Raw genomic sequence first — 24177 nt, forward strand, 5'->3', positions numbered from 1 at the left:
GATTAGATTTGTGTTGATGAATAAATCTTTTGATTTTCTTTAATGAGTTGATCAATGGCTCCTTCCTGGCTGAAATATTTTGTATGGCCATGAAACATGTAATAAATGATGTGTTTTAATGACGCACCCAATACCATTAGGGAGAGGAGAGGATCTTTGGAACTCATAAACATAGGGAGGATCTTTTTGGATCTAAGTAGTTTAAAGTATCTTTTCCAATTCATGGTTTTGTAATGGTGGTAGTCAAGACAGGATTTTATATCCAGGTTTTCTTCTAAATAGATGTAGTTATCTCTATGTCGTTTTTGGGGAAGCTCAGGAATACCTGCGAGATGACAATAGGCCTTTAGAACTACGTTTTCTTTTCCCCCCATTGAAAAAAGTTCCTGTCGGTTCATTCGGCCAACTGTTGGTTCAATTACATAAAAATCACCGGTTAAAGCATGTTTCTTAAACTCGACGGAACAGAAACCTGTTATTTGGGCCTCTTTCAAAATGCGATGGGTTTCTTCAATAATATAGGAGTTCTGGATGGGAATGGCAGCGCTGGTATTTCCGAAAAGGGCCGGGTATTGGTGGAACTTTATGCCGCATGAGGAGGCCAAAACTTCACCCTTTGTTGTGATGTAAGTCAAGCAAAAGTGAATATTGGCATCCGGCCCTGGTACCCATTCCTGCATCACCAATCGTTCAGCGGTACTGAAAATAGCTTCACAAGTTGAACGCGCTTCTTCAGGGGAGTTGACCAGCACGGCTTTTTGAGTTTTAAATTTCCTTTTCCATTTCTTGTCTCGATGCTTCGGTTTAATGACAAGGGGGAATTGGAGTCCGTCAAAAACATTTTCTGAAAGTTCATGACCCTTTCTGACCTCTATGCTTAAAGGGATTCTGACATTGTGATGCCGGGCAAATTCATTGAAAAGATCTTTTTCCAGCATTTGTTTTAGCGTTGGGTAAGGAGGCGTTTCAAAGGCAAAGATGCTTTTAAGTTTGTCAAGATATTTATATATAAATGGAAAATAGTTTTCACCGGTTTGTATCAACACCGGTTTTACCGGGCCAAACTCCTTTTGTGCCTCCACAAGAAGTTGAATTAAATCTGTATCGTTTTCGGGAATTCGGTATGTTTTGTATGGAATGCGACTATGCGATTCAATGCATTTTACTGGCGGCAGAAACCCTACGGTTTTTATGCCGTAGGACGATAGTTCCCGGGCAATGGCATATCCATGATCAACCATTTCAAGGATGAATACGGGGGGGAAATCGAATCTCGTTTTTGTTGACATAATTGCTTTTGAAAATGAGTAGTAGCTTTATTAATATGACCCAATTTAGGGCCGTTTAGGGGTGAATCGCAATTTTTTTTTATCAAACGAGGAATATCATCCACCTATGGCCAGTATCGAAAGACTTATGTAGAATTAATCTTAATATCTTTATTGCGTTAAATGTGCCATCGAAAGGTAGGGTTTGTGATGCGATATTATTCCTTTGATTGGTGGTCTTCAAATTGTAATTGATTCGATAATGAAGCGTTTGTTTGATATTGTGATGTCATTGATTGGAGGGGTTATTCTTTTCCCGGTTTTGGCCATTGTGGCTTTGGCGGTTGTTCTTGACTCGGGTTGGCCGGTGTTTTTTGTGCAAAAAGAGTGGGGCGCGGAGGGCTTTTGTTTCCGATGTACAAGTTTCGTTCAATGACGGTTGTGAAGGAAGCGGCTTCCGGCAGTTTTGATGCCGGAGATTCCAGTCGCGTTACCAGAGTGGGACGGTGGCTGCGCAAGAGTAAAATAGATGAACTGCCTCAGCTGTGGAATGTTTTGGTGGGTGACATGTCACTGGTGGGTCCCCGACCGGAGGTTCAAAAATGGGTGGCGGTTTATCCTGAGCGCTGGCAGGTCGTTCACAGCGTTCGTCCGGGCATTACCGACAATGCGTCCATTGAGTTCAGAAACGAGGAAGCGTTGCTGGCCACCTCTGATGCACCTGAAACGACTTACAAGGAGGTGGTGCTGCCACAAAAGTTGGCTTTGTATGAAAATTACGTCCGCCAAAATAGCTTTTTGGGAGATATCCGTATAATTTTTAAAACTATATGGCCTTTTTAAGGCCTCGTTCTCTGCCCGTTGGGCGACTACCATAATGTATTGAAATTTAATTTTTAAAATATGAAAAAAGCAACCGTGTACCTTGACGCTGCCTGCGATATCCTTTATTCATCCTATTATATATATGGGTTGAAACAAATGTTTAAACGCGTGCGATTTTCTGGTAAATATTTCAGATCCTTTCAGCACAACAATACTTTTGTTCCTTTTGTCATTAAAGACGAAAAAGGTTTGCATAAGTTTGTTGTCGATTTTGGCGATAGTTATGTTATTAATGAGGCGGCACTTGATTGGTGTGATGTGTACGGGAAAATCAACATCAATGATGAAAAAAGTCCCTTAAGCAATCACCCCAAGGTGATTGCTATTGGTCCCGGTTTTGGCATCCGGATTTATTCAAAGCCAAAGACCTTGCGACTCGCTTTTATCAATTTTTCGAAGGCGTGGCGCCGGGTGCCCGACAAGCGGCGTTTTTTCGCTGATTACTATGGTCAGCTTAAAAGGCAGGGGATGGATTATTATCAAAAATCTACCTCTAAAAAGGATTATATCTTTTTTGCAGGTGCCTTGTGGAAAAAGGAGCACGAGACCAATCGCTTCAGAGCCAATTATATCAGAGCTTGCAAGCGCTTAAAGGGGGTGGAGTTCGAAGGCGGTTTTGCGCCACGATCCCGTAATGACATTGATGGTTTTGAGGAGCTTACCATGGATCGGAACGTGCCGATGGCTTCCTATTTGCTCAAGCTTAAAGCATCTGCTACTGTATTTAATACACCCGTGATACTGGATTGCCATGGTTGGAAGTTGGGCGAGTTTATGGCCATGGGCAAAGCCATGGTGGCTACACCCATTAAGAATCGCTTGCCGGTAGCCTTGGAGCATGGCGTTAATGTGCACGCTGTTACAGGTGAGGAGGATGAGATCTTTGAAGCACTTGAACGATTGACGTCTGACGATGCTTATCGTCAGAAAATTGAAAACAACATCCACGCGTATTATGAGGAATATGTATCGCCTCAAAAATCAATTGAGTTGCTACTCAAAGGAGCCGGACTTGAATGGAAATAACCAGCGGTGACCGGTATTTAGAAAAAAGCATTAATATTTTGTCCATATGTTGAAAATTCCCTTTGCAAAAGTTTCCTGTAAGGGAAACGAATTTGACTACCTCAAAGAGGTGATAGAGAGTGGTTGGCTGACGACAGCCGGCAAGGCACAAAAATTCGAGGAGTTGTTTGCCCAAAAAGTAGGGGCAACCTATGCCTGTGCGGTGAACAGTTGTACCGCTGCCTTACATTTAGGTATTGAGGCCTTGGGGGTAAAGGACGGCGATAAGGTCTTTGTGCCTTCCATGACTTTTACGGCTTCTGCTGAAGTGGTGCGCTACCTGGGGGCAGATCCGGTTTTTCTGGATGTGGAATATGGCACATCCCTGCTTACGCCCGCTATATTAGAGGCGGCCATTAAAAAGTATCCGGAGGTGAAGTATTTGGTGGTGGTTCATTTTGGTGGCCAATCCGCAGAAATGACCAATGACAACCAAACGGGCATACTGGATGTTTGCCGTAAGCATGGAATCAAAATTCTGGAAGATGCGGCCCACGCTTTTCCGGCATCTGTTAAAGGGCAAATGGTGGGTAGCATGGGAGACATCACTTGTTTTAGCTTTTATGCCAATAAGACCATCACCACCGGTGAGGGGGGGATGCTGACCACCAATGATGAGGCGCTGTATAAGCGGGTTAAAGTGATGCGCTTGCATGGCATCAACCGGGATGTGTGGGACCGGTTTACCTCTGATAAGCCTTCGTGGGAGTATGATGTGGTGGCTCCCGGCTATAAATATAATATGCCCGATGTGAATGCGGCCATTGGTCTGGCGCAGCTGGAGCAGGCAGAAATTTTTCGGGAAGGACGAATGGCCGTTGCTCAATATTATTACGACCATCTGGCAGATTGTGATTGGTTGGATTTACCAGTGTTAAAGGTCGCCATGAGCGAGCACGCCTGGCATTTGTTTCCCCTGGTGCTGAATGCGCAATCTCGCGTGTCCCGCAATCGCTTCATTGAGTTAATGGCAGAAGCCGGGATTGGAACCTCCGTTCATTACAAACCGCTGTTTCATATGACTTACTACAAGGAGACTTATCAGTTGCGGGCAGAAGACTTTCCCAATGCGGAACGTACCTGGCAGGGGACGGTGAGTCTGCCGATATTTCCAGGGCTGAGTGAGGAGGAGTTGGATTACATTGTTAAGACCATCATGAGGATTCAGAGCTCCGACGAATAGGTGTTTCTCCATTATAAGGCATTGCTACCCCACGGCTTCACCGGGGGTTGCTTGTTTTAGGACTAAGAAGTCGCTTTTCCACCTCCTCTTATTTTTCTTTTTGAACCTTGTGTTAGTTTTTTCTGCTTTTACGCTCACTGTTAATTAATTGATGTTAGTGTAAGATACGGCTCAACTGGTAAAAATTGGGTTGAAGATACAAAATCATTGTCCGATATTTGACCTGTGATGTTGTTAGAACTCTATTAAATGGTTCTTGTTTTAATAGTGAAGTTGTCAAATACCCCATACGATGAAGGAATTATTACTTAAAGTGTTTAACGGTCGCATTATCTCCCCTTGGTGGATAATGATCATAGACCTTTTACTTATTTCCAATGCATTTGTGATTGCTTATGTGGTCCGATTGAATGTGATGTTACCGACCTATACGGTATGGGAATTTGTAAGGGGAGGGGCTTATGTTATTTTGGTCTATGGTGTGGTTTTTTATTTCTTCCGCATTCATAAAGGTGTTATCCGGCATACCAACTTTACGGAGTTACGTATGTTGATTGTAGCTTGCGCCGTAGCGCTGGTCATCATGCTGGGTTTACATACCATTGCAGGTTTTATAAATCCCAACTTTGCCATGGTTCCCCGTTTGGTGTTAATGCTCCACTTTATGTTGGTGGTCTTTTTCTGTTTTGGTTTTCGATTGGTGGTACGTGAGACCTATGCCTATTTGACAACGAGTCGGGGGTCAGTTAATACCGTAATTTTTGGAACGGAAGATTTGGCTTTAATTACTCTGGAAGCCATCCGCAATGATAAAGAGACCCCTTATCAGGTGATCGCCTTTGTGGATGATGAGCCTTCCAAATGGAATATGGATCTTAATTCCTTACCTGTTTTAAGTTGGGATCGGATTTTAAAGGGTGGCGGAAAATGGGATGGTATCGAAGAGGTGGTGTTGGCAGTGACCAATATCTCTACCAAGAGAAAGCAACTCATTGCTGATGAATGTATGCGGCGCAATTGGAAACTGAAGGTCATGCCTTCGGTGGGGAATTGGGTGAATGGTATTTCCAATACCGGTCAGATACGTGATGTGCGGATTGAGGATTTACTGGGACGGGATGAAATCCATTTGAATCAGAAACAGATTATGGAGGGACTGGACAATAAAACCATTCTGGTCTCCGGTGCGGCCGGATCTATTGGATCTGAGATTGTTCGTCAGCTCTTGCGCTTTCCTGTGCGACAAATTATCATGTTGGATCAGGCGGAGTCTGCTTTGTACGATCTGGAACAGGAAATCCTTTTGCGACATTTTGATGCCCCGTTTAAGCTTGTTTTGGCGGATGTGACCAACTATAAGCGCATGCGGGCGGTGTTTGAGAAGTATAAGCCGCACATTGTATATAATGCAGCCGCTTACAAACATGTACCTATGATGGAAGATGCCCCTTATGAAGCCATTCGGGTGAATGTGGGGGGCACTAAAATACTGGCTGATCTGTCGGTAGAGTTTGGTGCCGAGAAGTTTGTCATGGTGAGTACCGACAAGGCGGTTAACCCGACCAATGTCATGGGAGCCTCCAAGCGCATGTGTGAGATTTACATTCAATCCATGGCACAGTTGCCAACCATTAAAACCTCCTTTGTCACCACCCGCTTTGGGAACGTTTTGGGGTCTAACGGATCGGTAGTGCCTTTGTTTAAGCGACAAATTGCCCAGGGTGGCCCCATTACCGTTACGCACCCGGAAATAACCCGATATTTCATGACCATTCCGGAGGCTTGTCAGCTCGTCTTAGAGGCGTCATTTATGGGACAGGGTGGAGAAATCTTTGTCTTTGATATGGGTGAGCCGGTGCGCATTGCTGATTTGGCTGAGAAAATGATTCGCTTGTCGGGCTTAAAATTGGGTGAAGACATTGATATCGTTTATAGCGGCCTTCGACCTGGCGAAAAATTATACGAAGAGTTATTGGCATCCAAAGAGAATACCCAACCTACTTATCACGAGAAAATAATGATAGCACGGGTTAAGGATTGCAACTATCAGGAAGTTAATGACCTGGTTCGTTTGTTGCTGGAAATGATTTATAACGAATCAGAAGAAATGGTGGTAGCCCGAATGCGCGAAATGGTTCCTGAGTTCACTCCTCAAAACGACAGGTATAAAAATTTGTTGGTTACCGGACAAATGGCTGTTTGATGACCATTTTATTAATAAAAGCCCGATTCATTTAATCGGGCTTTTTTGTCTTCTTCCTATTTACAATGGTCTAAAGTAGTCTTACCTTTACTCCTGTTATGAATGGCCTTATTCTATCAAAGTGATGGTTTTTTGCAGGTTCGACTTTTTAGTCGAAAACTCTTTGAACCTGGTGCGTCTTGGAAAGTAGTTTTTCATACCTGAATATTATTTAACGAAAATATATGTAAACATGAAACGGATTCTTTTGTGCGTTTTGGCGGTTATTGCGTTATATCCTCAGGTTTTCTCAACCAATTACTTTGTTTCTCCCCGTGGTTCTTCCGGGGGAACAGGTACAGAAGCATCCCCATGGGATTTGCAAACGGCCTTAAATCATCCCAGTGTTGCAGCGGGTGATACCATATGGGTGGCCGGCGGTGAGTATAGAGGCGTTTTTTCTTCCTCCATTTCGGGCCGGGAAGGTGCTCCGGTCATTGTGAGGGCGCTCCCCGGTGAGGAGGTTGTTCTGGATGGAAATGTGCCAGGGAGTGCGAACGGGGTTCTGAGTATTAACGGAAGGTATTCCTGGTTTTGGGGATTGACCATTACGAATAGCGATGCAAGCGGAAATAATTACTATAAAGATGGCGTTTATTTTGTAGGTGCCAATAGTAAGTTGATCAATTGCCGGATATACAATAACGGAGGAAATGGCGTGGGATTTTGGCGGCCGGCACTCAACGCTGAAATATATGGTTGTATTATTTACCACAATGGATTCCGGGGGGATACAAGAGGCCATGGTCATGGCATCTATGCGCAGAACGAGTCAGGCGCCAAGTTAATTCGAGACAATGTGCTTTTTAATTCATTTGGAATAGGCGTCCATATTTACACCGAAGGTGGCGGTATTCAGGGTTTTGTATTGGAAGGAAATACCATATTTAACAGTGGCATTCCGGGTGCTAATTTTATTGACCGAAATCTGATTATTGGCGGTTTTCAGGAAGCTGACCGGATTTTTATCCGAGACAACCACTTTTATAACCGGCCTTCATTTTCATCAAAAGCAAGCGTGCAGTTAGGTTACGCCATTGCGAACAGAAATGCTGAGTTTTCGGGCAATATAATGGTGGATGGGTCACTTTACATGGTTGGTGGATGGAATGCTTTACAAGTAACTGATAATGAGATGGTGTCCAGAAGTTCGGACATGCAGTTGGTGGCTTTCGATGACTTTGGAAACATTACCAATCCTGTGATCAATCACAACGCCTATTACCGGGGCTCATTGAGTAATATGACCTTCCCCTTGTGGAAGACTTTTAGCGGGCAGGATGCCAATAGCACTTACGCGGAATCTGTGCCAACAACAACCCGTCACTATGTCATCCAAAACCGATATGAATCCGGCAGAGCACAAATGGTGGTATATAATTGGGGTCAGCGCAATGATTTGCTGGTTGATTTATCTACTGTCCTTAGTGTTGGAAGTAATTTCCAGATTTGGGATGTCTTGAATTATGCCGGAGGGCCGGTGATAAACGGGATTTATAATGGTGGAGCCGTTCAGGTTCCGCTGAACTTGAACAATATTGAGCGGCCTATCAGGGCTGATAGTTATAGGGATGTGCTGAGCCATACATTGCCCGCTTTTGGTGTTTTTGTGGTTTCCTCTGAGGGAAATGGTTTAACTTCCGGCCTCAAGCCTACCATTACAGAAGCACTCCCTTTGAAAATCAAGAAGTGTTATCCAAATCCAACGGTGGATATCCTGGCTATGGATGTGTATTCCCCGGCGACTGCTGATCTGGTTGCCAATGTGTATGATGAGGGGGGCAGACTGGTGCACAACGAAGCTTTACCAGCCAATATCGGTGATAATACTTTGGTGGTTAATCTGGCAAAATTAGCGGGTGGGGTTTATATTGTGACACTGACTGATGGTGCTTTTACAGACAAGTGTAAAATTCTTAAGCGGGATTTTGCCCTGAATGTGGATTATGAAAAGGAGGATGATGCGGAAATTCCTTTTCATTAGTTACGGTCATTTACATCTTCAGAATCAGTGGGCTGAATGCTTTTGAGAAAACCATTACCCGGTCGCCTTCAGATAGTTTTTCGATATCATTTTGGAAGGCGGTAACTTTTAGGATTTGGTTCATGCCGGTGACAACGGTAAGCAGATAAAAGGCGTCTTGTTTCTGTATTTTTACGATGCTTCCGGTGATTTGTACTTTGCCGCTTATCTGGTTGTTGAGAAATAATTGATCGGGTTTGCCCATTCCGGTAATGGTGCCGTTTTTAATTTGTAACACTTTATGGGCCAGACGGAATACTTCTGTAAGGTCATGACTTACGAGCAGCGTGGTGGCATTGTTGATGCCATGCGCCTTAAGAATCTCGTTTTGGAGTGAAGTCCTGATGTCGCCATCCAGGGCCGACAATGGTTCATCGAGCAAGAGGAAGTCGGGCTTGCGCGCCAATGCCCGTGCCAACGCCACGCGTTGCCTTTGACCACCTGATAGTTTATCGGGTTTGCGGGCAGACAATTCCTCCAGTCCGAACTTTTGGAGCAACTCGTTCACATAGCATTTGTCGCCCTGCGTTTGACCATAGGCCACATTGTTAAATACACTCATGTTTGGAAACAGTGCGTAATCCTGAAACACAAAGCCGATATTGCGTTCCTGCGGGGGTTTGTTGATGCCTGCATCTGAATCGAACCAAACGGAGTTGCCTACTTTCAGGATGCCCCTGTCGGGGTTGGTCAAGCCCGAAATCATTCTAAGCAGCGTTGTTTTGCCAGCTCCCGATTCTCCAAAAAGCACGACCAACTCACCACCTAGCAATTTTACCTTGATGGTTAACGTCATTCTGCCATGAGCAGAAACCAGTTCTTTTTGAACGTCTATCTCAATCACATCATTTTCCATGTGTCACTTTTTTTATTAACCGTGTAAATGAGCGTAAGCATCACAAACGAAATAAGAAACAGAGTGAGGGCGTACTGATTAGCAGCATCGAAATTGAGTGCTTGCACTTCGTCATAAATGGCTATGGAAGCCACGCGCGTTTCACCGGGCATGTTTCCGCCCACCATCAGGATAATGCCGAACTCGCCAATGCAATGGGCAAAAGTCAGTGCAACGGCGGTAATTAAGGAGGGCTTAATATTTGGCAATAGCACCTTAAAGAAAGTGGTCGTTTTGGATTTTCCCAGGGTGTAGGATGCTTCGCGCAGACTGATGGGGATGCTTCTTAATCCGTTGGTCAGGGGCTGAACCATAAATGGCAGGCTAAATACTACCGAAGCCAATAATATACCTTCGAACGAAAAGGCCAGACGCACATCGAATACCTCATTTAAAAATCGCCCAAACCAATAATTGGGACTGTAAGCTACCAATATATAGTAGCCGATGACGGATGGCGGCAACACCAATGGCATGCTCACCATAGCTTCCAGTAAAGGTTTGAATTGGAACCTCGAATAGGCTATGAAATAGCTCATCGGCAGCCCCACCACAAGCAGAATGAGGGTGGTAAAGGTAGCCAGTCTGGCAGTGAGGAGGAGCGTTTCAATGAAAGGTGTTGGCATGGCTTGTTATTAAGTTTATAGTTGGTGGGGGTGGGGGATGGGGGCTTGCGCATTTTTTATACTCTGGACTAAAAAGACCTCGTTGGCTTTGATGAGTGCCGTAACTTCTAAGCCAGTATTTAGTTCCAGTGCCTTTGCCGAGCGGGTGGTGATGGCCGATTGGATGAGGTGTTGACCAAACTTTAAGCTTACCACACTCATGATTTCTCCACATTCAATCTTTTGAACCGTGCAGGGGAGACGATTACGAAGACTTATTTTTCCTGATAAATTAACGGCAATGGATAGCTCTGACTCTTTAAACACAGCAGAAACAGCAGCTCCCTTTGTCAGCCAGGTCGGCAATTCGTCGCCCTCCACAAGAATGGCAGACAACCAGCAGTTGTCGGACTGCATATCCACCAGGACAACACCGTCTGAGCAGGTGATAGCTTCAATTAAAACCGGAATTACGTTCATTTTTTTATTTTTTACCCGGTAACCCAAAGCCGTATTTTTCAAAAATTGGGGTGGCTTCGGGAGACGAAATGTATTTGGTAAATGAATGGGCAAGGGGATTGTCTTTAGCGCGTTTAAGGAAAACATACGCCTGTTCAAGGGGACTGTGAGCAGCCTTGTTCACTAAATAATAGCTGCCAACATTTTTCATGGTGGGTGAAATGGCCAGCGACAGGGCTATAAACCCCAACTGTGCATTGCCTGTGAGGCAAAACTGTGCGGTTTGAGATATGTTTTCTCCAATTATTAATTGGGGTTTGATTTTTTCATACACCCCATAATGTTGCAGTGTTTCAACTGCCTTTTGCCCATATGGAGCCAGGTTCGGATTGGCAATGGCGATCCTGGCCTTTGGATATTGGTTGAGTACCTCAAGACCTGTACTAGTCTCAATAGATGCACTCCATAATACCAATTGGCCGATGGCATATACCTTTACCTCTCCCCAGGTTTGTTCTGTTTCGTATAATTTCTGCGGATAAAAGGCATCTGCAGAAAAGAATAAGTCAAAAGGCGCTCCGTTGACGATTTGCGCATAAAAATTTCCTGATGAGCCATAAATGACTTCAATGTCGTGGTCAGGATTCTTTTTCTTATAAGCTGTTAATAGCTCCTCCATGGCAAAGCGCATGTTTGCTGCCGTTGCAATCCTGACTTTTTGAGCGCCAGAATCTAGGGCAAGCGTCAGAAGTAGTGCTGTTAAAATAGTTCTCATGGCTTGTTGTTTAAGGTTTTATGATTTAAACAGTGCGGGCTTAACCGTAATCATTAAATAGGCCCAATGGTTTGGCCGTAGTTTCACATCATTCAGATTGAAATATTTAGCCGTGGATGAGGTCTTGAAGAATTTACTCAAGCCAAATTGTACCGAGACTTCCCTGGTAGCCCTATAATTCAACAGGACATCCATTTCGCTTCCAATGTTATTGTCGGCCAAAACTCCTGCATAATAAAAATATTCGGCGAATGAGAATCGATGGAAAATACACTCGGCACGTAATTTCTTATTTGCAGTCCACTCTAATCCTCCGTAGAAATCGATTAGCCCATGTTGAGGCAGCCGTACGAAATACTCCATACTTCCGTTGAACGAATGCGAAGCGCCATACAAGCGGTTGAAGGTGTTGGATTTTCCAGACTCAATATCAGCGCTGGACCCGGAAAAATAGTCGCAGCCAATTTTTGCCTTAAGGTGACTGGAAAAGAGGTAATTCATCTTAATGGCCAGCAGGAAGGCACTCAATTCAGAATAGTCGTCATTGTAAACTTTATGGGGATCTTTTCCACCCTGGAAGTAGGCGGTAAAAATGCCCCCAATTCTGGATGAATCATTTTTTAAGACCAGATTTCCGCCATAAGTCATCCGCGTTTGCAGCAAAGAAAAATCATTTGCATCTTCAAAGGCATCACAAACCCCAATCAGAGAAAGGGTAAGACTGTTGTTTAATGGTTTGGATAACCACAAGTAGGCCAAAGCTTTGTAATTCTGATTGTTTGGATATGAATAATCGGCGTTGACAAGGTTGTCGGACGAGTTATTGTAAGCCCATCCGGAATGCACCGATGCAGCGTTTTTCTCATATTTTAACAGCAAAACATCGTGGGCGGTTCCGGTGTAACTCCAAACGGGAGAAGCAAACAACCTCTGGTCGTCATACCTCAATGCCTGCCGGCCCATTTTGATCGAGAATTCGGGCGATATGAGCCACTCGAACCAGCCTTCATACATTTCAATTTTTGAGGTATTCGCTTTATTATTACTGTTGCCCCATATTCGGGCATCCTGCAGAGTTAAGCGTACTTTAAGGCTACTACTTTGGTACTCGGTATTGAACCGTGTTCTTTGGGTTGTAATGACAGCTGCCGTTAAGCTGTCGGGTACCAGCTTTCTGAAGCCTTGCCTGAGCTCCGTTCTTGGCCGAAACTCAGCATCGAAGCGCACCTCTTGTCCGCGCACATTGGTAAGCGTGAACAGGGTCATCCAACCAAGTCCTATTAGTATTAAAGGTTTGCTCATGGTTTTGGTTTTTAGAATATTAGGTTTTAATGCGATATCAACAAGATTAGATAACGCTAAGCAAAAAAAAGGTTATAACCCTACTTCTACATTTAGCTTTTCCACAAGTAAGAGAACATGAGATTCAATAAAACGATACTCCTTAAGCACGCGATGACCATAAGGTGAGAGTTGAGCACCGCCGCCATTGGTTCCGCCTCGTTGTTTTGTTACCAATGGTTCAGGGGCTATGTGGTTCATTTCATTCATCATGTTCCAGGCATGCTGGTAGGATATTTTGAGGTGTTTGGCGGCACTCCTGAGACTCCCATTAAAATCAATTGCCCGCAATAAAGAAGTTTTAGAACTGTCAAGAAAGACAGTTCCGTTCTTTTTGATGTTGATATGGCATTGAATCTCTACCATAGCTATTTACATCCACACCCACATCCATCCTTTGCATCCTTTGCTTCATCACAATGGCAGTCACAGGGAGTTCCGATGATCACCTCGGTTGATTTAATGATGGCAAAGGCCTTTTTGCCGGGTTGCAGTTCGAGGTCCGCAATGGCATCTTTGGAAATGATCGCAGAAATGGTGTTTCCATTGCCTAAATCGAGAATCACTTTTGAGGTGATTAATCCCTCTTCTACTTTTACAATTGTTCCTTTGAGTTGATTTCTGGCGCTTAGTTTCATAATAATTTGAGTTTAATTGAAGTTGTCGACATTTTTATAGCAATTTCATGAATTCATCCATTCACTTTCAATCTGAGTCAGTGAAGTACGCATCAATACAACGGGGTCTTTCGTGATATATAGCGATTGGTCGTGTAGCAATTGGTTGTAAATGTCCATTATCTCCATTTCGGTAATGGCTCTTTTTTGTTGGGCCGATTGTTCTTTAACCTGTCTTAGAACGTCAGCGCAAAAGGCGTCAGACAGGTCTATTTGTAAATTCTTAAAAAAGTAACGGATGCTTTCGCTTCCGCTGTGTTTTCCAAAGACAAAGGGCAGCTCTTCCCGTCCAATGGAACTGGCATTGATGAGCTGGTACGACTGCCTGTTGTTCATAATGGATTTGGTGTGGATGCCTGTTTCATGAGCGATGGACAGTTCGCCCGTGATGGGCTTTGAAGCTGATAGGGGGCGATTGGCAACTTCCGCCACATACCGGGAGAGTGGGGTGAAAATTTGGGTATTGATGCCACAATGGATTTTTTCGCCCAGCTCAAAAGCCATTACCGCCTCCTCCAGGGCTGCGTTGCCAGCCCGTTCTCCCAGTCCGTTGACCGTCACGCTAAAGTTTTTAACACCGGCACGGTAGGCTGAAAGCACATTGGCCGTGGCCATTCCCAGGTCATTGTGGGCATGGAATTCCAGGGGGGCATGTGGACTTGCCTGTAATATTTTCGAAAACAATTGTTCCGTTTTTCGCGTTGTTAAACAGCCTACGGTATCGGCGATTCTGATACGGGAGGCACCCAGGCCTATAGCCGTGCCAATAAATTCATTCAAAAAGGAGGGTTCAGCCCTTGAGGCATCCTGTGCGCCAATTGTTACAAAATGAAAGGCATCCAAGGCATGGGAAATAATGCTTTTCATGTTATGGAACACCCATTTCTGGTCTTTTTGCATGCTTGAGAGAAGAATGTCAGACACCGGAAAGGAAATGTGCACCCCGTCGGTTCCACATTTTTCCGCCGCCTTTATGTCGGCCGGTAAAGCCCTGCACCAGGCTGTGGTAAGGAAGCCAAAACCTGCGTCAATCAGTGATTTGATGTCACTGATTTCTGCGGATCCCATGGCAGGCGTGCCTATTTCCAATTCTGAAATACCGGCTTGCTGGAGCCAATGACAGATGGTCATTTTTTCTTTCAAATTGAAGACCACTCCAGGGGCTTGCTCGCCATCTCGCAAAGTCGTATCAATAAAGTGGGGTTTAATTTCAGAAAACATAGGCCAAATTTTAAGCGTTAAAATATAAAGTCTCCGGAGGCCCATCGGGCGTTGCTCCCAGAAGCACCAAAAGGAGCAATACTACCGTTTGTGCCATGAAACAGGATCCCTCCGGGCCCTCCGAAGACAACATGGGTTAGTTGGAAATCAAATACTTTTCGCAGGGTTCCCCATCTTCAAGGGCATCCAGAATTTCGTCGATGGCCGCTTCTGTTTCCACTTTGCCGTACCACAAATTGTTGGGGTGGATAACAATGACCGGACCTTCGGAACAAACATTGAGGCAACCGGTTGTGGATACCGCCACATCCAGGCCTCTGTCGGTGGCCTCCTCGGTCATGTATTGCAATAGTCCGGCAGCCCCTTTCTTGTTGCAGGCGCCCTGTGCGTCGCCCGCCACCCGAAAGGAATTGCAGACGAGAATGTGATAAGTCGGTTTTTTCATTTTATTTGGTTTAAGTTGATGAGTTTATGGTTTTTTAGTTTATGGTTTATGTGAGTGTTTTGATGAAAATTATATTTCTATAAGACTGCAATTATTTCTGTCTTTAAAAAGAAGCCGTCAAGGGCCAACTACGCGCAGCCCTGGGCATTACCCTTACAGTTACTCCCGCAGCGAAAAGCATCCTGTTTGGCAATGCTGCGGATGGGTTTGTGGTCATACACCCCTTCAAGCCCCTCGTCGATCAATCCTGTCATTTCTATCACTCTAATGCCGGCGTCTCCAATGATGGCTTTGGGGTTTTCGCCCACGCCAGATACCAGCAAGGCGCGGCAATCCTTAAACAGATTGGCCAAATCCAGCCAGCGGTTATCGCCAGATCCGGCAGGTGGTGCCTGGCGTTCCTCAACCAATTGAAAACCCTTGGGCGATTGCTTAAATATATAGAACCCGACAGCTTCTCCCAGGTGCATGTTCACCAAAAGGCATTCCCGCGTAGCCACAGCCACGTATGGTCGCTCTGCTTCCTTGAATGGTTGACGGTTGGCAAATTCCCGCAGCATGACGTGCGTGTCGCTCAAATCCTTACCAAGCAGTCCGGCCGCATCCGCCCGGCACCGGGCGCAGTGCGACATTACCTTCATGTGCTTGGAGACCTGAATGCGGGTCTTGAAAACCATTTTGGAATCGGGCTGGGTCATCTCTTCAAAGGCCGTTCCTTTGGCGGCAATCATGGGAATGCAGTTGATCACATCCGCACCCAGTCCGGCACATACCCGGGCCACTTCTTCGAGGTGGGCATCGTTGATGCCCGGCATGATGACCGAGTTGATTTTGACCGTAATGCCTGCAGCCTTCAGTGCAGGAATGCATTTCAGCTGTTGCCTTAACAGTATTTCTGCGGCTTCGCGACCCCGGTAGACTTTTTTCTTGAAGCGCACCCACTTATAGACCTTAGCTGTTATGTCTGGGTCGATGGCGTTGATGGTAATGGTAACGTGGGATACACCTATTTCTGCCAACTGGTCGACATAAGGAAAGAGGTTGAGACCATTGGTCGATATGCAAAATATTTTATCGGGGAAGGCCGATTTAATGCGCTGCATGGTTTCCATGGTTTCACTGGCATTGGCAAAGGGGTCGCCCGGACCCGCAATGCGACTACCGACAGGTTATCCAGCTTATCATTGAGGGCGGCGAAATACTCCAGAGCTGGAACGGTTTCAGCAGGGTAGAGGTGACGCCCGGTCGACTCTCATTGACGCAATCGAATTGCCGGTTGCAATAGTTGCACTGAATATTACAATTGGGTGCCACCGGGAGATGTACCCTGGCATGTGCGTGTCTGGCCTTCTCATCGAAACAGGGATGAGCCGCCTTGCTATTTGTGGTCTCTTTTATCATATCGCTTGCTTTAATATTTATCCTTTTACCCTATCTCCCCCGACTAACCCTATCAACCCTTCCAACCCTTCCTGCCCTATCCACCCTTCCCCTAAATATACTTGTACCCTACCGGACTGCTCTCCTGCTTATATTCAATGAGCGCATTCACAATGCGATCAAACAGCTCCTGTGTTCCCCGGTAGCCAATATGGTGCATGCGCGAAGCGCCAAAGCGGTCGTGAATCGGAAACCCAATGCGGATGATGGGGATTTTTAGTTCCCGGGCGATGTAGTAGCCCTTGCTGTTGCCTATCATCAGATCCGGCTTCAGGTCCGGCATCATTTCCCGAATGGTGGCAAAGTCGGAGCCATCGGCCACCATGATGTCATGATCGGCCCCAAAAATGCCCGCCAGGGCATTTTGCATGATGCCACTCGAAGCGCCAGAGGCTACCAGCACCGGCTTGATGCCAATTTCCTTCAGAAAGGCGGCCATGGCGATCACGAGGTCTTCTTCGCCATATAGCACGGCTCTTTTTCCGAATACATATTTGTGGGCATCCACATAGGCATCCACCAGGCGACCCCGTTCTTTGAGGTGTTTTTGGGGGATCGGCCTATGGCTAAAATCCCACAGCACCTTAAAAAAGTGGTCGCTGGCTTCAATGCCTATGGGAAGGGGCATGGGCTTTTTGGGGACTTCCATTTTTTCTTCCAAATACTGACCAGCGCTGTTGATGGAGGAGGTGTTGGACTGTCGGCCAACACTGCGGTTAAAAACGGTGCCAAACTCAATAGTAGCTTCTGCCAGTCCGGTTTTCTCCAGATGGGCCACAGGCGTGCCGCCAGTGGGAATCAGTTGGTATTCGCGGGTGTGGACATTGTCGAGGGTCTCTGAATAGTCGGGAAACAAAATAGCGTCTATGGACATGTCCGCACACACTTCTTTGAGGTAGCGTAGGTCGGCCGGCGACACAAAGCCCGGAAAAAGGTTGAGGTGCCTGCCTCTCAGACCTGATACCGCAAAGCGCTTAACGGCAGCGATGCATGCCTGGTGGAAGCCATTCATGTGGGTGCCGCTGTAGCTAGGGGTTGAAACATTAAAGAACAGCGGTGCATTTTCTGCGCCGTTGGTGTTCAGGTAATCGCGCACCAGGCTTCCACGTCCTCGCCAATGGTCTCGCTCAGACAGGTCGAGGCAATGCCAATCACGGCGGGGTGGTACTGACTGATGATATTGTTGATACCCGTCACGAAGTTTTGTCCACCCCCAAATACCGCACTGTCCTCACTGAAATTGGTGGAGGCAATGTCCACCGGCTCCTTGTAGTGACTGATCATGTAACGACGTATGTAGGTGCTGCAGCCTTGTGAGCCATGAATGAGTGGCACACAGCCTTCAATGCCCTTGAATACCAGTGAGGCGCCCAGCGGCGCACACAGCTTGCAGGCATTGCGCGTGGAGCTGGTCCCTTTTTTGGGGGCGGCAGGTTGTATGTTGGTGGTGTCGAACATAGTACTTCGTTTTAGGTGGTTATTTGGTGAATTTCCACACGGGACTCATGACCGTGGCATGTATTTCCTTGGCAAAATTCATCATGCCTTCGTAACCGGCCAGAGCTTCTTTGCGTTCATGGTTGTGGTCGCAAAAGCCAATGCCTATTTTGTGGGCGATGGGGCGCTCTTTTACGCCACCGATGAAGACATCCGCCTGCTTCTCCTTGACAAAGTTGGAGAGTTCCACCGGGTTGGAGTCGTCCACAATAATCGTGTCCTCGTCGCTCAGCTTTTTAATGACCTCATAATCGTCGGCATTGCCCGTCTGTGAGCCCACAATGACCGTCTTCATACCAATGAGTCGCAGCGCCTTAATCAGGGAAATGGCTTTAAAGGCACCGCCCACATAAATGGCGGCTTTTTTGCCCTCGAGCTGCTCCCTGTACCATTGCATGGCAGGCATTAAGCGACTGATTTCTTCCTTGACAATTTCCCGGGCCTTGCTCATCAGCTCCTCGCTTTTGAAAAATTTGGCCACTTCGTAAAGGGCGTCCGACATGTCCTCAATGCCAAAGTAGGAGACATGCATGAAGGGCGTGCCGTATTTTTCCTTCATCATTTTGGCCAGATGAATCATGGAACCCGAGCATTGCACCACATTGAGGGCAGAATTGTGGGCATTGCGAATGGCATCCACGCGGCCGTCGCCCGTAATGGTGGCATTAATGTGCACCCCCATCCGTTGGTAGTAATCCATTAAAATCCAAAGTTCTCCGGCCAGGTTAAAATCACCCAGAATATTGATGCTGTACTGGGGCACCGGCAGGTTAAGCGTTCCGGTCAGCTGAAACAGCGCCTCACAGGCCACTTTGTAACCATCCTTTTTGGAACCCTGGAAACCAGGGGCCTGAACAGGAATGACCGGGATTTGCTTTTCTTCGGCAATTTGTCGGCAGATTTTTTCCACATCGTCGCCAATAATGCCAACGATGCAGGTTGAATAGACAAAGGCCGCCTTTGGCTGATATTTGTCTATCAGCTCAACCAAGCCCACTTTAAGCTTGGGCTCTCCGCCAAAGACCACCTCTTTTTCACTCAAATCGGTTGAGAAGCTCATCCGGTGTAGTTCCGGACCTGAAGACATGGCACCCCGGATATCCCAGGTGTAAGCGGCACATCCTATGGGACCATGAATCAGATGCAGGGCATCGGCTATGGGGTAGAGCACCACCCGCGAACCACAGAACACGCAGGCCCGTTGGCTGACACTGCCGGCCACGCTGGGTTTGTTGCAGACCATCTGTCCGGTTTCAAGGCCGGAACGGGCCACCTGCTTTTGTCGTTCGGTAAGTATGTAACTGGCCATAGCGATACGTGTTATTAATTAAAACTAAAGCGGGAATTAAGACTAAAGCTGGAATTCCACTTTTTCTTCGGGACAGGTGCGGTCCTGGTGATCGAGCAGGGCATTGAGAATTTGGGTGGTCAGGTGGGCCGCACCATTGTAGCCCGTTTTGGGCAGGTAGTTGTGGCCCGACCGGTCGGCAATGGGAAATCCAAAGCGGACAAAGGGCGTGTCTTCATCCCGGGCGATGTACTTGCCATAAGTGTTGCCAATTAACAGATCCACCCCTTCCTGCTTGATCCATTGGTGCATGAGAAACATATCGGCCCGCTCGCCACTTTTAAATTTCGCTTCAGGAATGTCCTTCAGAATTTCCTTCATGCGCACATCAAACAGTTTGCCTGAAGTGCCCGATACCACGTAAACCGGACGCATATCCATGGATACCAGAAATTCGCACAAAGGGATGAGCGTATCCGGGTCGCCCCACAAAGCCACCCGTCGTCCATACAAATTGGTCGCGCTGTCGGCCATCAAATCCACGAGCCTGCCCCGGTCTGCCGTGATACTGTCGGGCACCGGCACATTGGCATGGCGGCTCAGTGACATCAGAAAGCGATCCGTCGCTTTTAGTCCGATGGGAATGTCCACCATATCGAATTTGACCTTGCACTTGTTTTCAAGTGCAATGCAGGCATCTTCGGTAGAGTAAGGGCCCATGCCAATGGTGAATTTGCTGTCGCCCGTCGCGGTCATCTCCTCAATGGTTGTGCCTCCCGCCGGATACATGTGAAATTTACCATCCATCGGGGCATCCAGCACATCGGTGAAGTCGGGAAACAGAATGGTGCGTGCCTCCATCTCTTTCGCCAGTCGCTTGATCTCACGCATATCGGAAGGTTCCATCCAGCCGGCTACCAGGTTCACCACATTTTTCTTCTTGAGGGTGGACGTAGAAAAGTTTTTGACAAAGGAGGTTACCTGATTGGCATAACCGGTAACGTGGGTGCCGATGTAGCTAGGGGTGTTGCAGAAAATGACTTTTTTGCCTTCCGGGATAAAGCCGTCGTCCTTGGCCTTGGAAATAATGGCCGTCATGTCGTCACCAATGGTCTCCGACAAGCAGGTGGTGTGCACGGCAATCACTTCAGGATTATAGACGGTGAATATGGTGTTGATGGACTGTATCAGGTTGGCCGACCCGCCAAAAACGGAGGCGCCTTCGGTAAAGGAACTGGTGGCGGCCATGACCGGCTCTTTAAAGTGGCGGGTGAGCGCGCTTCGGTGGTAGGAGCAACAGCCTTGTGAACCGTGGCTGTGAGGCAGGCAGCCGTGCAGGCCCAGTGCGGCGTACATGGCACCTACCGGTTGACAGGTCTTGGCGGGGTTAATCGTCAAGGCTTTCCTGTCAATTTCTTTGGGCGTAGTGTGTTTTAATAGCATAGTATTGTCAGATTATAGGGTGATTAATAGACATAAGCCGCTTCAATGACCTCTTCACGCTCCCAGGGCGCTTTGAGTTCCTTCCAAATGGAAGTCGAAACCATCATGGCAATGTCGTTGTAGAAATTAATGGCGCCTTTGAATCCGGCGTAGGGACCTCCAGAGTCGTAGTTGTGCAACTGCTTCAAGGGGACACCCATTTTTTGAACCACATATTTCTCTTTGATGCCAGCGCAGAAGATGTCCGGATGGTAGAGCTCAATCAGCTTATCCATTTCATAATGACTCAGGTCATCGATGATCAGGGCGCCTTTTTCCATGTCGGCCATCAGTCCTCCATATTCATTGTACTCCAGGTCGATGGCTTTTTCCAGTTCTTCAATTTTCTCCTTGGTGATGCGCTCTTTAAAGCGTTTTTCATCTTTGGTGACCGTGATTTCCTCGATGTTTCTGGTATCGGCATCTACCTGAATGCTGGGCAGTACCCGGCGACCTTCATAATCATCGCGGTGCCCAAACTCATAACCGGCCGCAATGGTTTTTATGCCCAATTCGCTGAACAGCTCCTGATAATGGTGGGCTCTGGAACCCCCTACAAAGAGCATGGATGTTTTGCCATTGGTTTTGGGCAGCACCGCTTCACGGGCCATGTCGACGGCCGCCATTTCTTCAGCAATGACCTCTTCCACTTTGGCTTTCAGTTCTTCGTCTTCGAAATAGGCGGCCACTTTTCGCAGCGCTTTGGCCGTGGCATCGGCGCCAATAAAGTTGACCTTGATCCAGGGAATGCCAAAAGATGTTTCCAGCATTTCCGCCACATAGTTGATAGAGCGATGGCACATCACCATGCTTAAGTCGGCCGTGTGGGCCTGCTCAAAATGTGAGATGGTAGAGTTGCCCGAGAAAGTAGCCACCAGTTCTATGCCACATTTTTTGAATATTTCTTCCAGTACAAAGGAATCGCCCCCTATGTTGTATTCTCCCAGCAGGTTGATGCGGTATTTGGCGGCACCATTAACCGTGTCGTCGTTGCCAATCAGGTGTTTGTACAGCTGGTTGTTGGCAATGTGGTGACCGGCCGACTGTGATACCCCGCGGTAGCCCTCGCACGAAAAGCCAAAGATGTTGATTTTGTTATCGTATTCTGCCATCATTTGCTTGGCTACATTGTGCACATCGTCACCAATCAAGCCAACGGGACAGGTTGAAAAAACGCCAATGGCTTTGGGGTTGAATAATTCTACCGCCTCACGAATGGCTTGTTTGAGTTTGTCTTCACCGCCAAACACAATGTTTGAGTCCTGCATGTCGGTCGAGAAACAATAAGAAATGAAATTGGCCTCTGCTTCCGTTTCCGGTTTGGTTTGGTTGCGACGGGTCAGCCATGAGTAGTAGCCACAGCCAATGGGGCCATGGGTAATATTGATAATGTCACGTGTGGGCCCTAATACCACCCCTTTACAGCCCGCATAGGTACAGCCTCTTTGGGTGATGATGCCCGGTATGGTGCGGATATTGGCCTGTATTTGTGGAATGGTATCAGGATCGTTGTTGATAATGGCTTTGGCCCTTTTTCGGCCCACCTTTTTTGGGTATTTTTCCACCACTTCGTCGCGGAATTTCTCCAAATCTGCTTTTTTCTTGGTTCCCATAATATCTCCTCCAGTTAGTCTAATGTTAAATCACCCGTCTCGCCCGTTCGCACTTTGATGGCATCAATGGTGTTGACCACAAATATTTTTCCATCGCCGCTTTTACCGGATTGATTGGCTTTAATGATGGTTGTTACGGCCAAATCTTTTTTGTCGTCCGTAACGACCAGAGAAATAACTCTTTTGGATTTAAAGCGTGGCGTTTCAGGAATGTACTCATGCAGGGCCGGGTTTAGATCGGCGGCTCTTTCCAAATCGCCGTGTCCCTGCCCCCTTCCCAGCACCGCCATGGCAGTGAAAGAGGGCAGTCCCGCTTCCGACAAAGCGATCTTTGTCTCCTGCATTTTGGCTATGCGTATGATGGCTAGTATTAATTTCATGTTTTTAGTTTATGGTTTTTAGTTTATGGTTTATGGGTTTTGGTTCAACACTAAACCTTGAACCCTCAACCTTGAACTCCCAACTCCCAACTTTTTTCTATTCTTTGTATCCCGATGATATCGTGTAGGCTTCTTCGACCGGGGTGACGAATATTTTACCGTCCCCAAACTGCCCGCCCTCCACACTGCGTGCTGCATTAATAATGGTTTCGACCACAAAATCCTTGTCTTTATCCGGAATCACCAGCATGAGCATCTCTTTGGGAAGTTCATCGTAGGTGACACTTCCCACTTTCAGACCCCGCTGCTTACCACGTCCGAAAACAGGCAGTTTGGTTACCGCCGGAAAACCGGCATCGAATAATGATTTGAGTACGGCCGGTGATTTCTCGGGACGTACAATGGCTCTTAACATATACATAGCTTTGTGTTTTTTAGTATTAAGTAGATGAAATTAAAATTTCAGTCTATGATAAGAAGGCGTCATAGACCTTAGTTCAATACGCCGAAGTCGATCAATAGACTCTCCAACTCTTCCATTTCCAATGGTGTGGGCAGAACCATCATTTTGTTTTCGTCGATTTTTTTCGCCAGGGCCCTGTATTCATTCGCCTGATTGTGGGTAGGTTCGTGATCAATCACCGTTTTACGGTTGATTTCTGCATGCTGAACCATATTATCGCGCGGGACAAAGTGGATCATTTGTGTGCCCAGCTTTCTGGCAAACTCCTCAATCATGTTGGCTTCGTTGTCGACCTTGCGCGAGTTGCAAATGAGGCCGCCTAAGCGAACCGTTCCAGCTTTTCCAAATTTCGCAATGGATTTGCAGATGTTGTTGGCGGCATACATGGCCATCATTTCTCCGGAGCAGACGATGTAAACCTCTTCGGCTTTTCCATCGCGGATGGGCATGGCAAATCCGCCACATACCACATCACCCAGTACATCATAAAAGACATAGTCGAGTTGCTTGTCATTGTCATAAGCCCCCAATTGTTCCAGTAGGTTAATAGAGGTAATGATGCCCCGACCTGCACATCCAACCCCCGGTTCCGGTCCACCCGACTCCACACATCTGGTATCGCCAAAGCCTGGTTTCAATACGTCTTCCAAATCAATATCCTCGCCTTCTTCGCGCAGTGTGTCCAGTACCGTTCTTTGTGCCATTCCATGAAGCAACAATCTGGTCGAGTCCGCTTTGGGGTCACAACCCACAATCATTACTTTTTTCCCAAGTTCTGCCAGTCCGGCCACTGTGTTTTGGGTAGTGGTGCTTTTGCCAATACCACCTTTTCCGTAAATCGCAATTTTTCTCATGTCCGTATCGTTTAATTGGTTTGTTTGGTAAGTGGCATTGAAAGAAGTGTGCCGCGACTTTCTTTTCTGTCTGGTA

The 24177-nt window shown here is 46.8% G+C and carries 24 protein-coding genes and 1 pseudogene; 5 read left to right on the forward strand and 20 right to left on the reverse strand.

Features of this window, described 5'->3' with window-relative positions; genetic code table 11:
• Positions 1 to 2: 2 nt before the first annotated feature.
• Complete coding sequence (locus JCM15548_RS02680; protein WP_062122334.1) at positions 3 to 1289, reverse strand: hypothetical protein; 1287 nt, start codon at positions 1287 to 1289, stop codon at positions 3 to 5.
• A gap of 265 nt (positions 1290 to 1554) precedes the next feature.
• Here JCM15548_RS02680 and JCM15548_RS02685 point away from each other — a divergent pair.
• From JCM15548_RS02685 to JCM15548_RS02705, 5 genes and pseudogenes are all read left to right on the forward strand, one after another.
• Positions 1555 to 2111: pseudogene (locus tag JCM15548_RS02685) on the forward strand (sugar transferase).
• A gap of 60 nt (positions 2112 to 2171) precedes the next feature.
• Positions 2172 to 3179, forward strand: a complete 1008-nt coding sequence (locus JCM15548_RS02690) for a glycosyltransferase (RefSeq protein ID WP_062122335.1) — start codon at positions 2172 to 2174, stop codon at positions 3177 to 3179.
• A gap of 46 nt (positions 3180 to 3225) precedes the next feature.
• Positions 3226 to 4401 (forward strand): DegT/DnrJ/EryC1/StrS family aminotransferase, encoded by a 1176-nt coding sequence (locus JCM15548_RS02695; RefSeq protein WP_062122336.1) that lies wholly within the window; start codon positions 3226 to 3228, stop codon positions 4399 to 4401.
• Between the two features lie 292 nt (positions 4402 to 4693).
• Entirely contained in the window at positions 4694 to 6604 is a 1911-nt protein-coding gene (locus JCM15548_RS02700; protein WP_062122337.1) for a polysaccharide biosynthesis protein, read from the forward strand.
• Between the two features lie 232 nt (positions 6605 to 6836).
• On the forward strand, positions 6837 to 8627 hold the full coding sequence (locus JCM15548_RS02705; RefSeq protein WP_062122338.1) for a right-handed parallel beta-helix repeat-containing protein: 1791 nt from the start codon (positions 6837 to 6839) through the stop codon (positions 8625 to 8627).
• Positions 8628 to 8637: 10 nt separating this feature from the next.
• Here JCM15548_RS02705 and JCM15548_RS02710 read toward each other — a convergent pair whose 3' ends face one another.
• The 19 genes from JCM15548_RS02710 to nifH all read right to left on the reverse strand — a co-directional run bounded on the left by JCM15548_RS02710 (position 8638) and on the right by nifH (position 24101).
• Entirely contained in the window at positions 8638 to 9522 is an 885-nt protein-coding gene (locus JCM15548_RS02710) for a sulfate/molybdate ABC transporter ATP-binding protein (protein ID WP_227625363.1), read from the reverse strand.
• Positions 9507 to 10187, reverse strand: coding sequence for a molybdate ABC transporter permease subunit (gene modB / locus JCM15548_RS02715; protein ID WP_062122339.1), 681 nt, complete (start codon positions 10185 to 10187; stop codon positions 9507 to 9509). Before modB ends, JCM15548_RS02710 begins: the two co-directional genes overlap by 16 nt.
• 15 nt (positions 10188 to 10202) lie before the next feature.
• A complete protein-coding gene (locus JCM15548_RS02720; protein WP_162198166.1) occupies positions 10203 to 10646 on the reverse strand; it encodes a TOBE domain-containing protein in 444 nt (147 codons plus the stop codon).
• A 4-nt stretch (positions 10647 to 10650) separates the two neighbouring features.
• Positions 10651 to 11400: a molybdate ABC transporter substrate-binding protein gene (gene modA, locus JCM15548_RS02725; protein ID WP_083984933.1), complete on the reverse strand. Its 750-nt coding sequence runs from the start codon at positions 11398 to 11400 to the stop codon at positions 10651 to 10653.
• A gap of 18 nt (positions 11401 to 11418) precedes the next feature.
• Positions 11419 to 12702, reverse strand: a complete 1284-nt coding sequence (locus tag JCM15548_RS02730; RefSeq protein ID WP_062122342.1) for an alginate export family protein — start codon at positions 12700 to 12702, stop codon at positions 11419 to 11421.
• Positions 12703 to 12774: 72 nt separating this feature from the next.
• On the reverse strand, positions 12775 to 13107 hold the full coding sequence (locus JCM15548_RS02735) for a winged helix-turn-helix domain-containing protein (protein WP_062122343.1): 333 nt from the start codon (positions 13105 to 13107) through the stop codon (positions 12775 to 12777).
• A gap of 2 nt (positions 13108 to 13109) precedes the next feature.
• Positions 13110 to 13379 carry a TOBE domain-containing protein gene (locus JCM15548_RS02740; protein WP_083984934.1) on the reverse strand — a complete coding sequence of 90 codons (270 nt, stop codon included), beginning with the start codon at positions 13377 to 13379 and terminating at the stop codon, positions 13110 to 13112.
• 45 nt (positions 13380 to 13424) lie between these two features.
• Positions 13425 to 14639 (reverse strand): hydroxymethylglutaryl-CoA lyase-like TIM-barrel protein, encoded by a 1215-nt coding sequence (locus JCM15548_RS02745; RefSeq protein WP_227625364.1) that lies wholly within the window; start codon positions 14637 to 14639, stop codon positions 13425 to 13427.
• A gap of 136 nt (positions 14640 to 14775) precedes the next feature.
• Positions 14776 to 15084 carry a (2Fe-2S) ferredoxin domain-containing protein gene (locus tag JCM15548_RS02750; RefSeq protein ID WP_062122344.1) on the reverse strand — a complete coding sequence of 103 codons (309 nt, stop codon included), beginning with the start codon at positions 15082 to 15084 and terminating at the stop codon, positions 14776 to 14778.
• Between the two features lie 128 nt (positions 15085 to 15212).
• Positions 15213 to 16238: a radical SAM protein gene (locus tag JCM15548_RS02755; protein WP_227625372.1), complete on the reverse strand. Its 1026-nt coding sequence runs from the start codon at positions 16236 to 16238 to the stop codon at positions 15213 to 15215.
• 4 nt (positions 16239 to 16242) lie between these two features.
• Complete coding sequence (locus tag JCM15548_RS22690) at positions 16243 to 16485, reverse strand: hypothetical protein (protein ID WP_227625365.1); 243 nt, start codon at positions 16483 to 16485, stop codon at positions 16243 to 16245.
• A gap of 91 nt (positions 16486 to 16576) precedes the next feature.
• Positions 16577 to 17620 (reverse strand): nitrogenase component 1, encoded by a 1044-nt coding sequence (locus JCM15548_RS02760; protein ID WP_262486861.1) that lies wholly within the window; start codon positions 17618 to 17620, stop codon positions 16577 to 16579.
• Positions 17605 to 17982 (reverse strand): nitrogenase component 1, encoded by a 378-nt coding sequence (locus JCM15548_RS24955; protein WP_262486862.1) that lies wholly within the window; start codon positions 17980 to 17982, stop codon positions 17605 to 17607. The genes JCM15548_RS02760 and JCM15548_RS24955 overlap by 16 nt, the downstream gene beginning before the upstream one ends.
• 19 nt (positions 17983 to 18001) lie before the next feature.
• Positions 18002 to 19330: a nitrogenase iron-molybdenum cofactor biosynthesis protein NifE gene (nifE, locus tag JCM15548_RS02765; protein ID WP_062122345.1), complete on the reverse strand. Its 1329-nt coding sequence runs from the start codon at positions 19328 to 19330 to the stop codon at positions 18002 to 18004.
• A gap of 42 nt (positions 19331 to 19372) precedes the next feature.
• Positions 19373 to 20752: a nitrogenase molybdenum-iron protein subunit beta gene (gene nifK, locus JCM15548_RS02770; RefSeq protein ID WP_062122346.1), complete on the reverse strand. Its 1380-nt coding sequence runs from the start codon at positions 20750 to 20752 to the stop codon at positions 19373 to 19375.
• Between the two features lie 23 nt (positions 20753 to 20775).
• Positions 20776 to 22404, reverse strand: a complete 1629-nt coding sequence (locus JCM15548_RS02775) for a nitrogenase component I subunit alpha (protein ID WP_062122347.1) — start codon at positions 22402 to 22404, stop codon at positions 20776 to 20778.
• A gap of 14 nt (positions 22405 to 22418) precedes the next feature.
• The gene (locus JCM15548_RS02780) at positions 22419 to 22784 is read right to left on the reverse strand and encodes a P-II family nitrogen regulator (protein ID WP_062122348.1); all 366 of its coding nucleotides are present in this window, start codon (positions 22782 to 22784) and stop codon (positions 22419 to 22421) included.
• 97 nt (positions 22785 to 22881) lie between these two features.
• The gene (locus tag JCM15548_RS02785; protein ID WP_062122349.1) at positions 22882 to 23205 is read right to left on the reverse strand and encodes a P-II family nitrogen regulator; all 324 of its coding nucleotides are present in this window, start codon (positions 23203 to 23205) and stop codon (positions 22882 to 22884) included.
• Between the two features lie 71 nt (positions 23206 to 23276).
• Positions 23277 to 24101: a nitrogenase iron protein gene (nifH, locus tag JCM15548_RS02790; protein ID WP_062122350.1), complete on the reverse strand. Its 825-nt coding sequence runs from the start codon at positions 24099 to 24101 to the stop codon at positions 23277 to 23279.
• Between the last annotated feature and the right edge of the window lie 76 nt (positions 24102 to 24177).

The sequence above is a fragment of the Geofilum rubicundum JCM 15548 genome, assembly GCF_000974365.1.
GTDB classification, from domain to species: Bacteria; Bacteroidota; Bacteroidia; order Bacteroidales; family Marinilabiliaceae; genus Geofilum; species Geofilum rubicundum.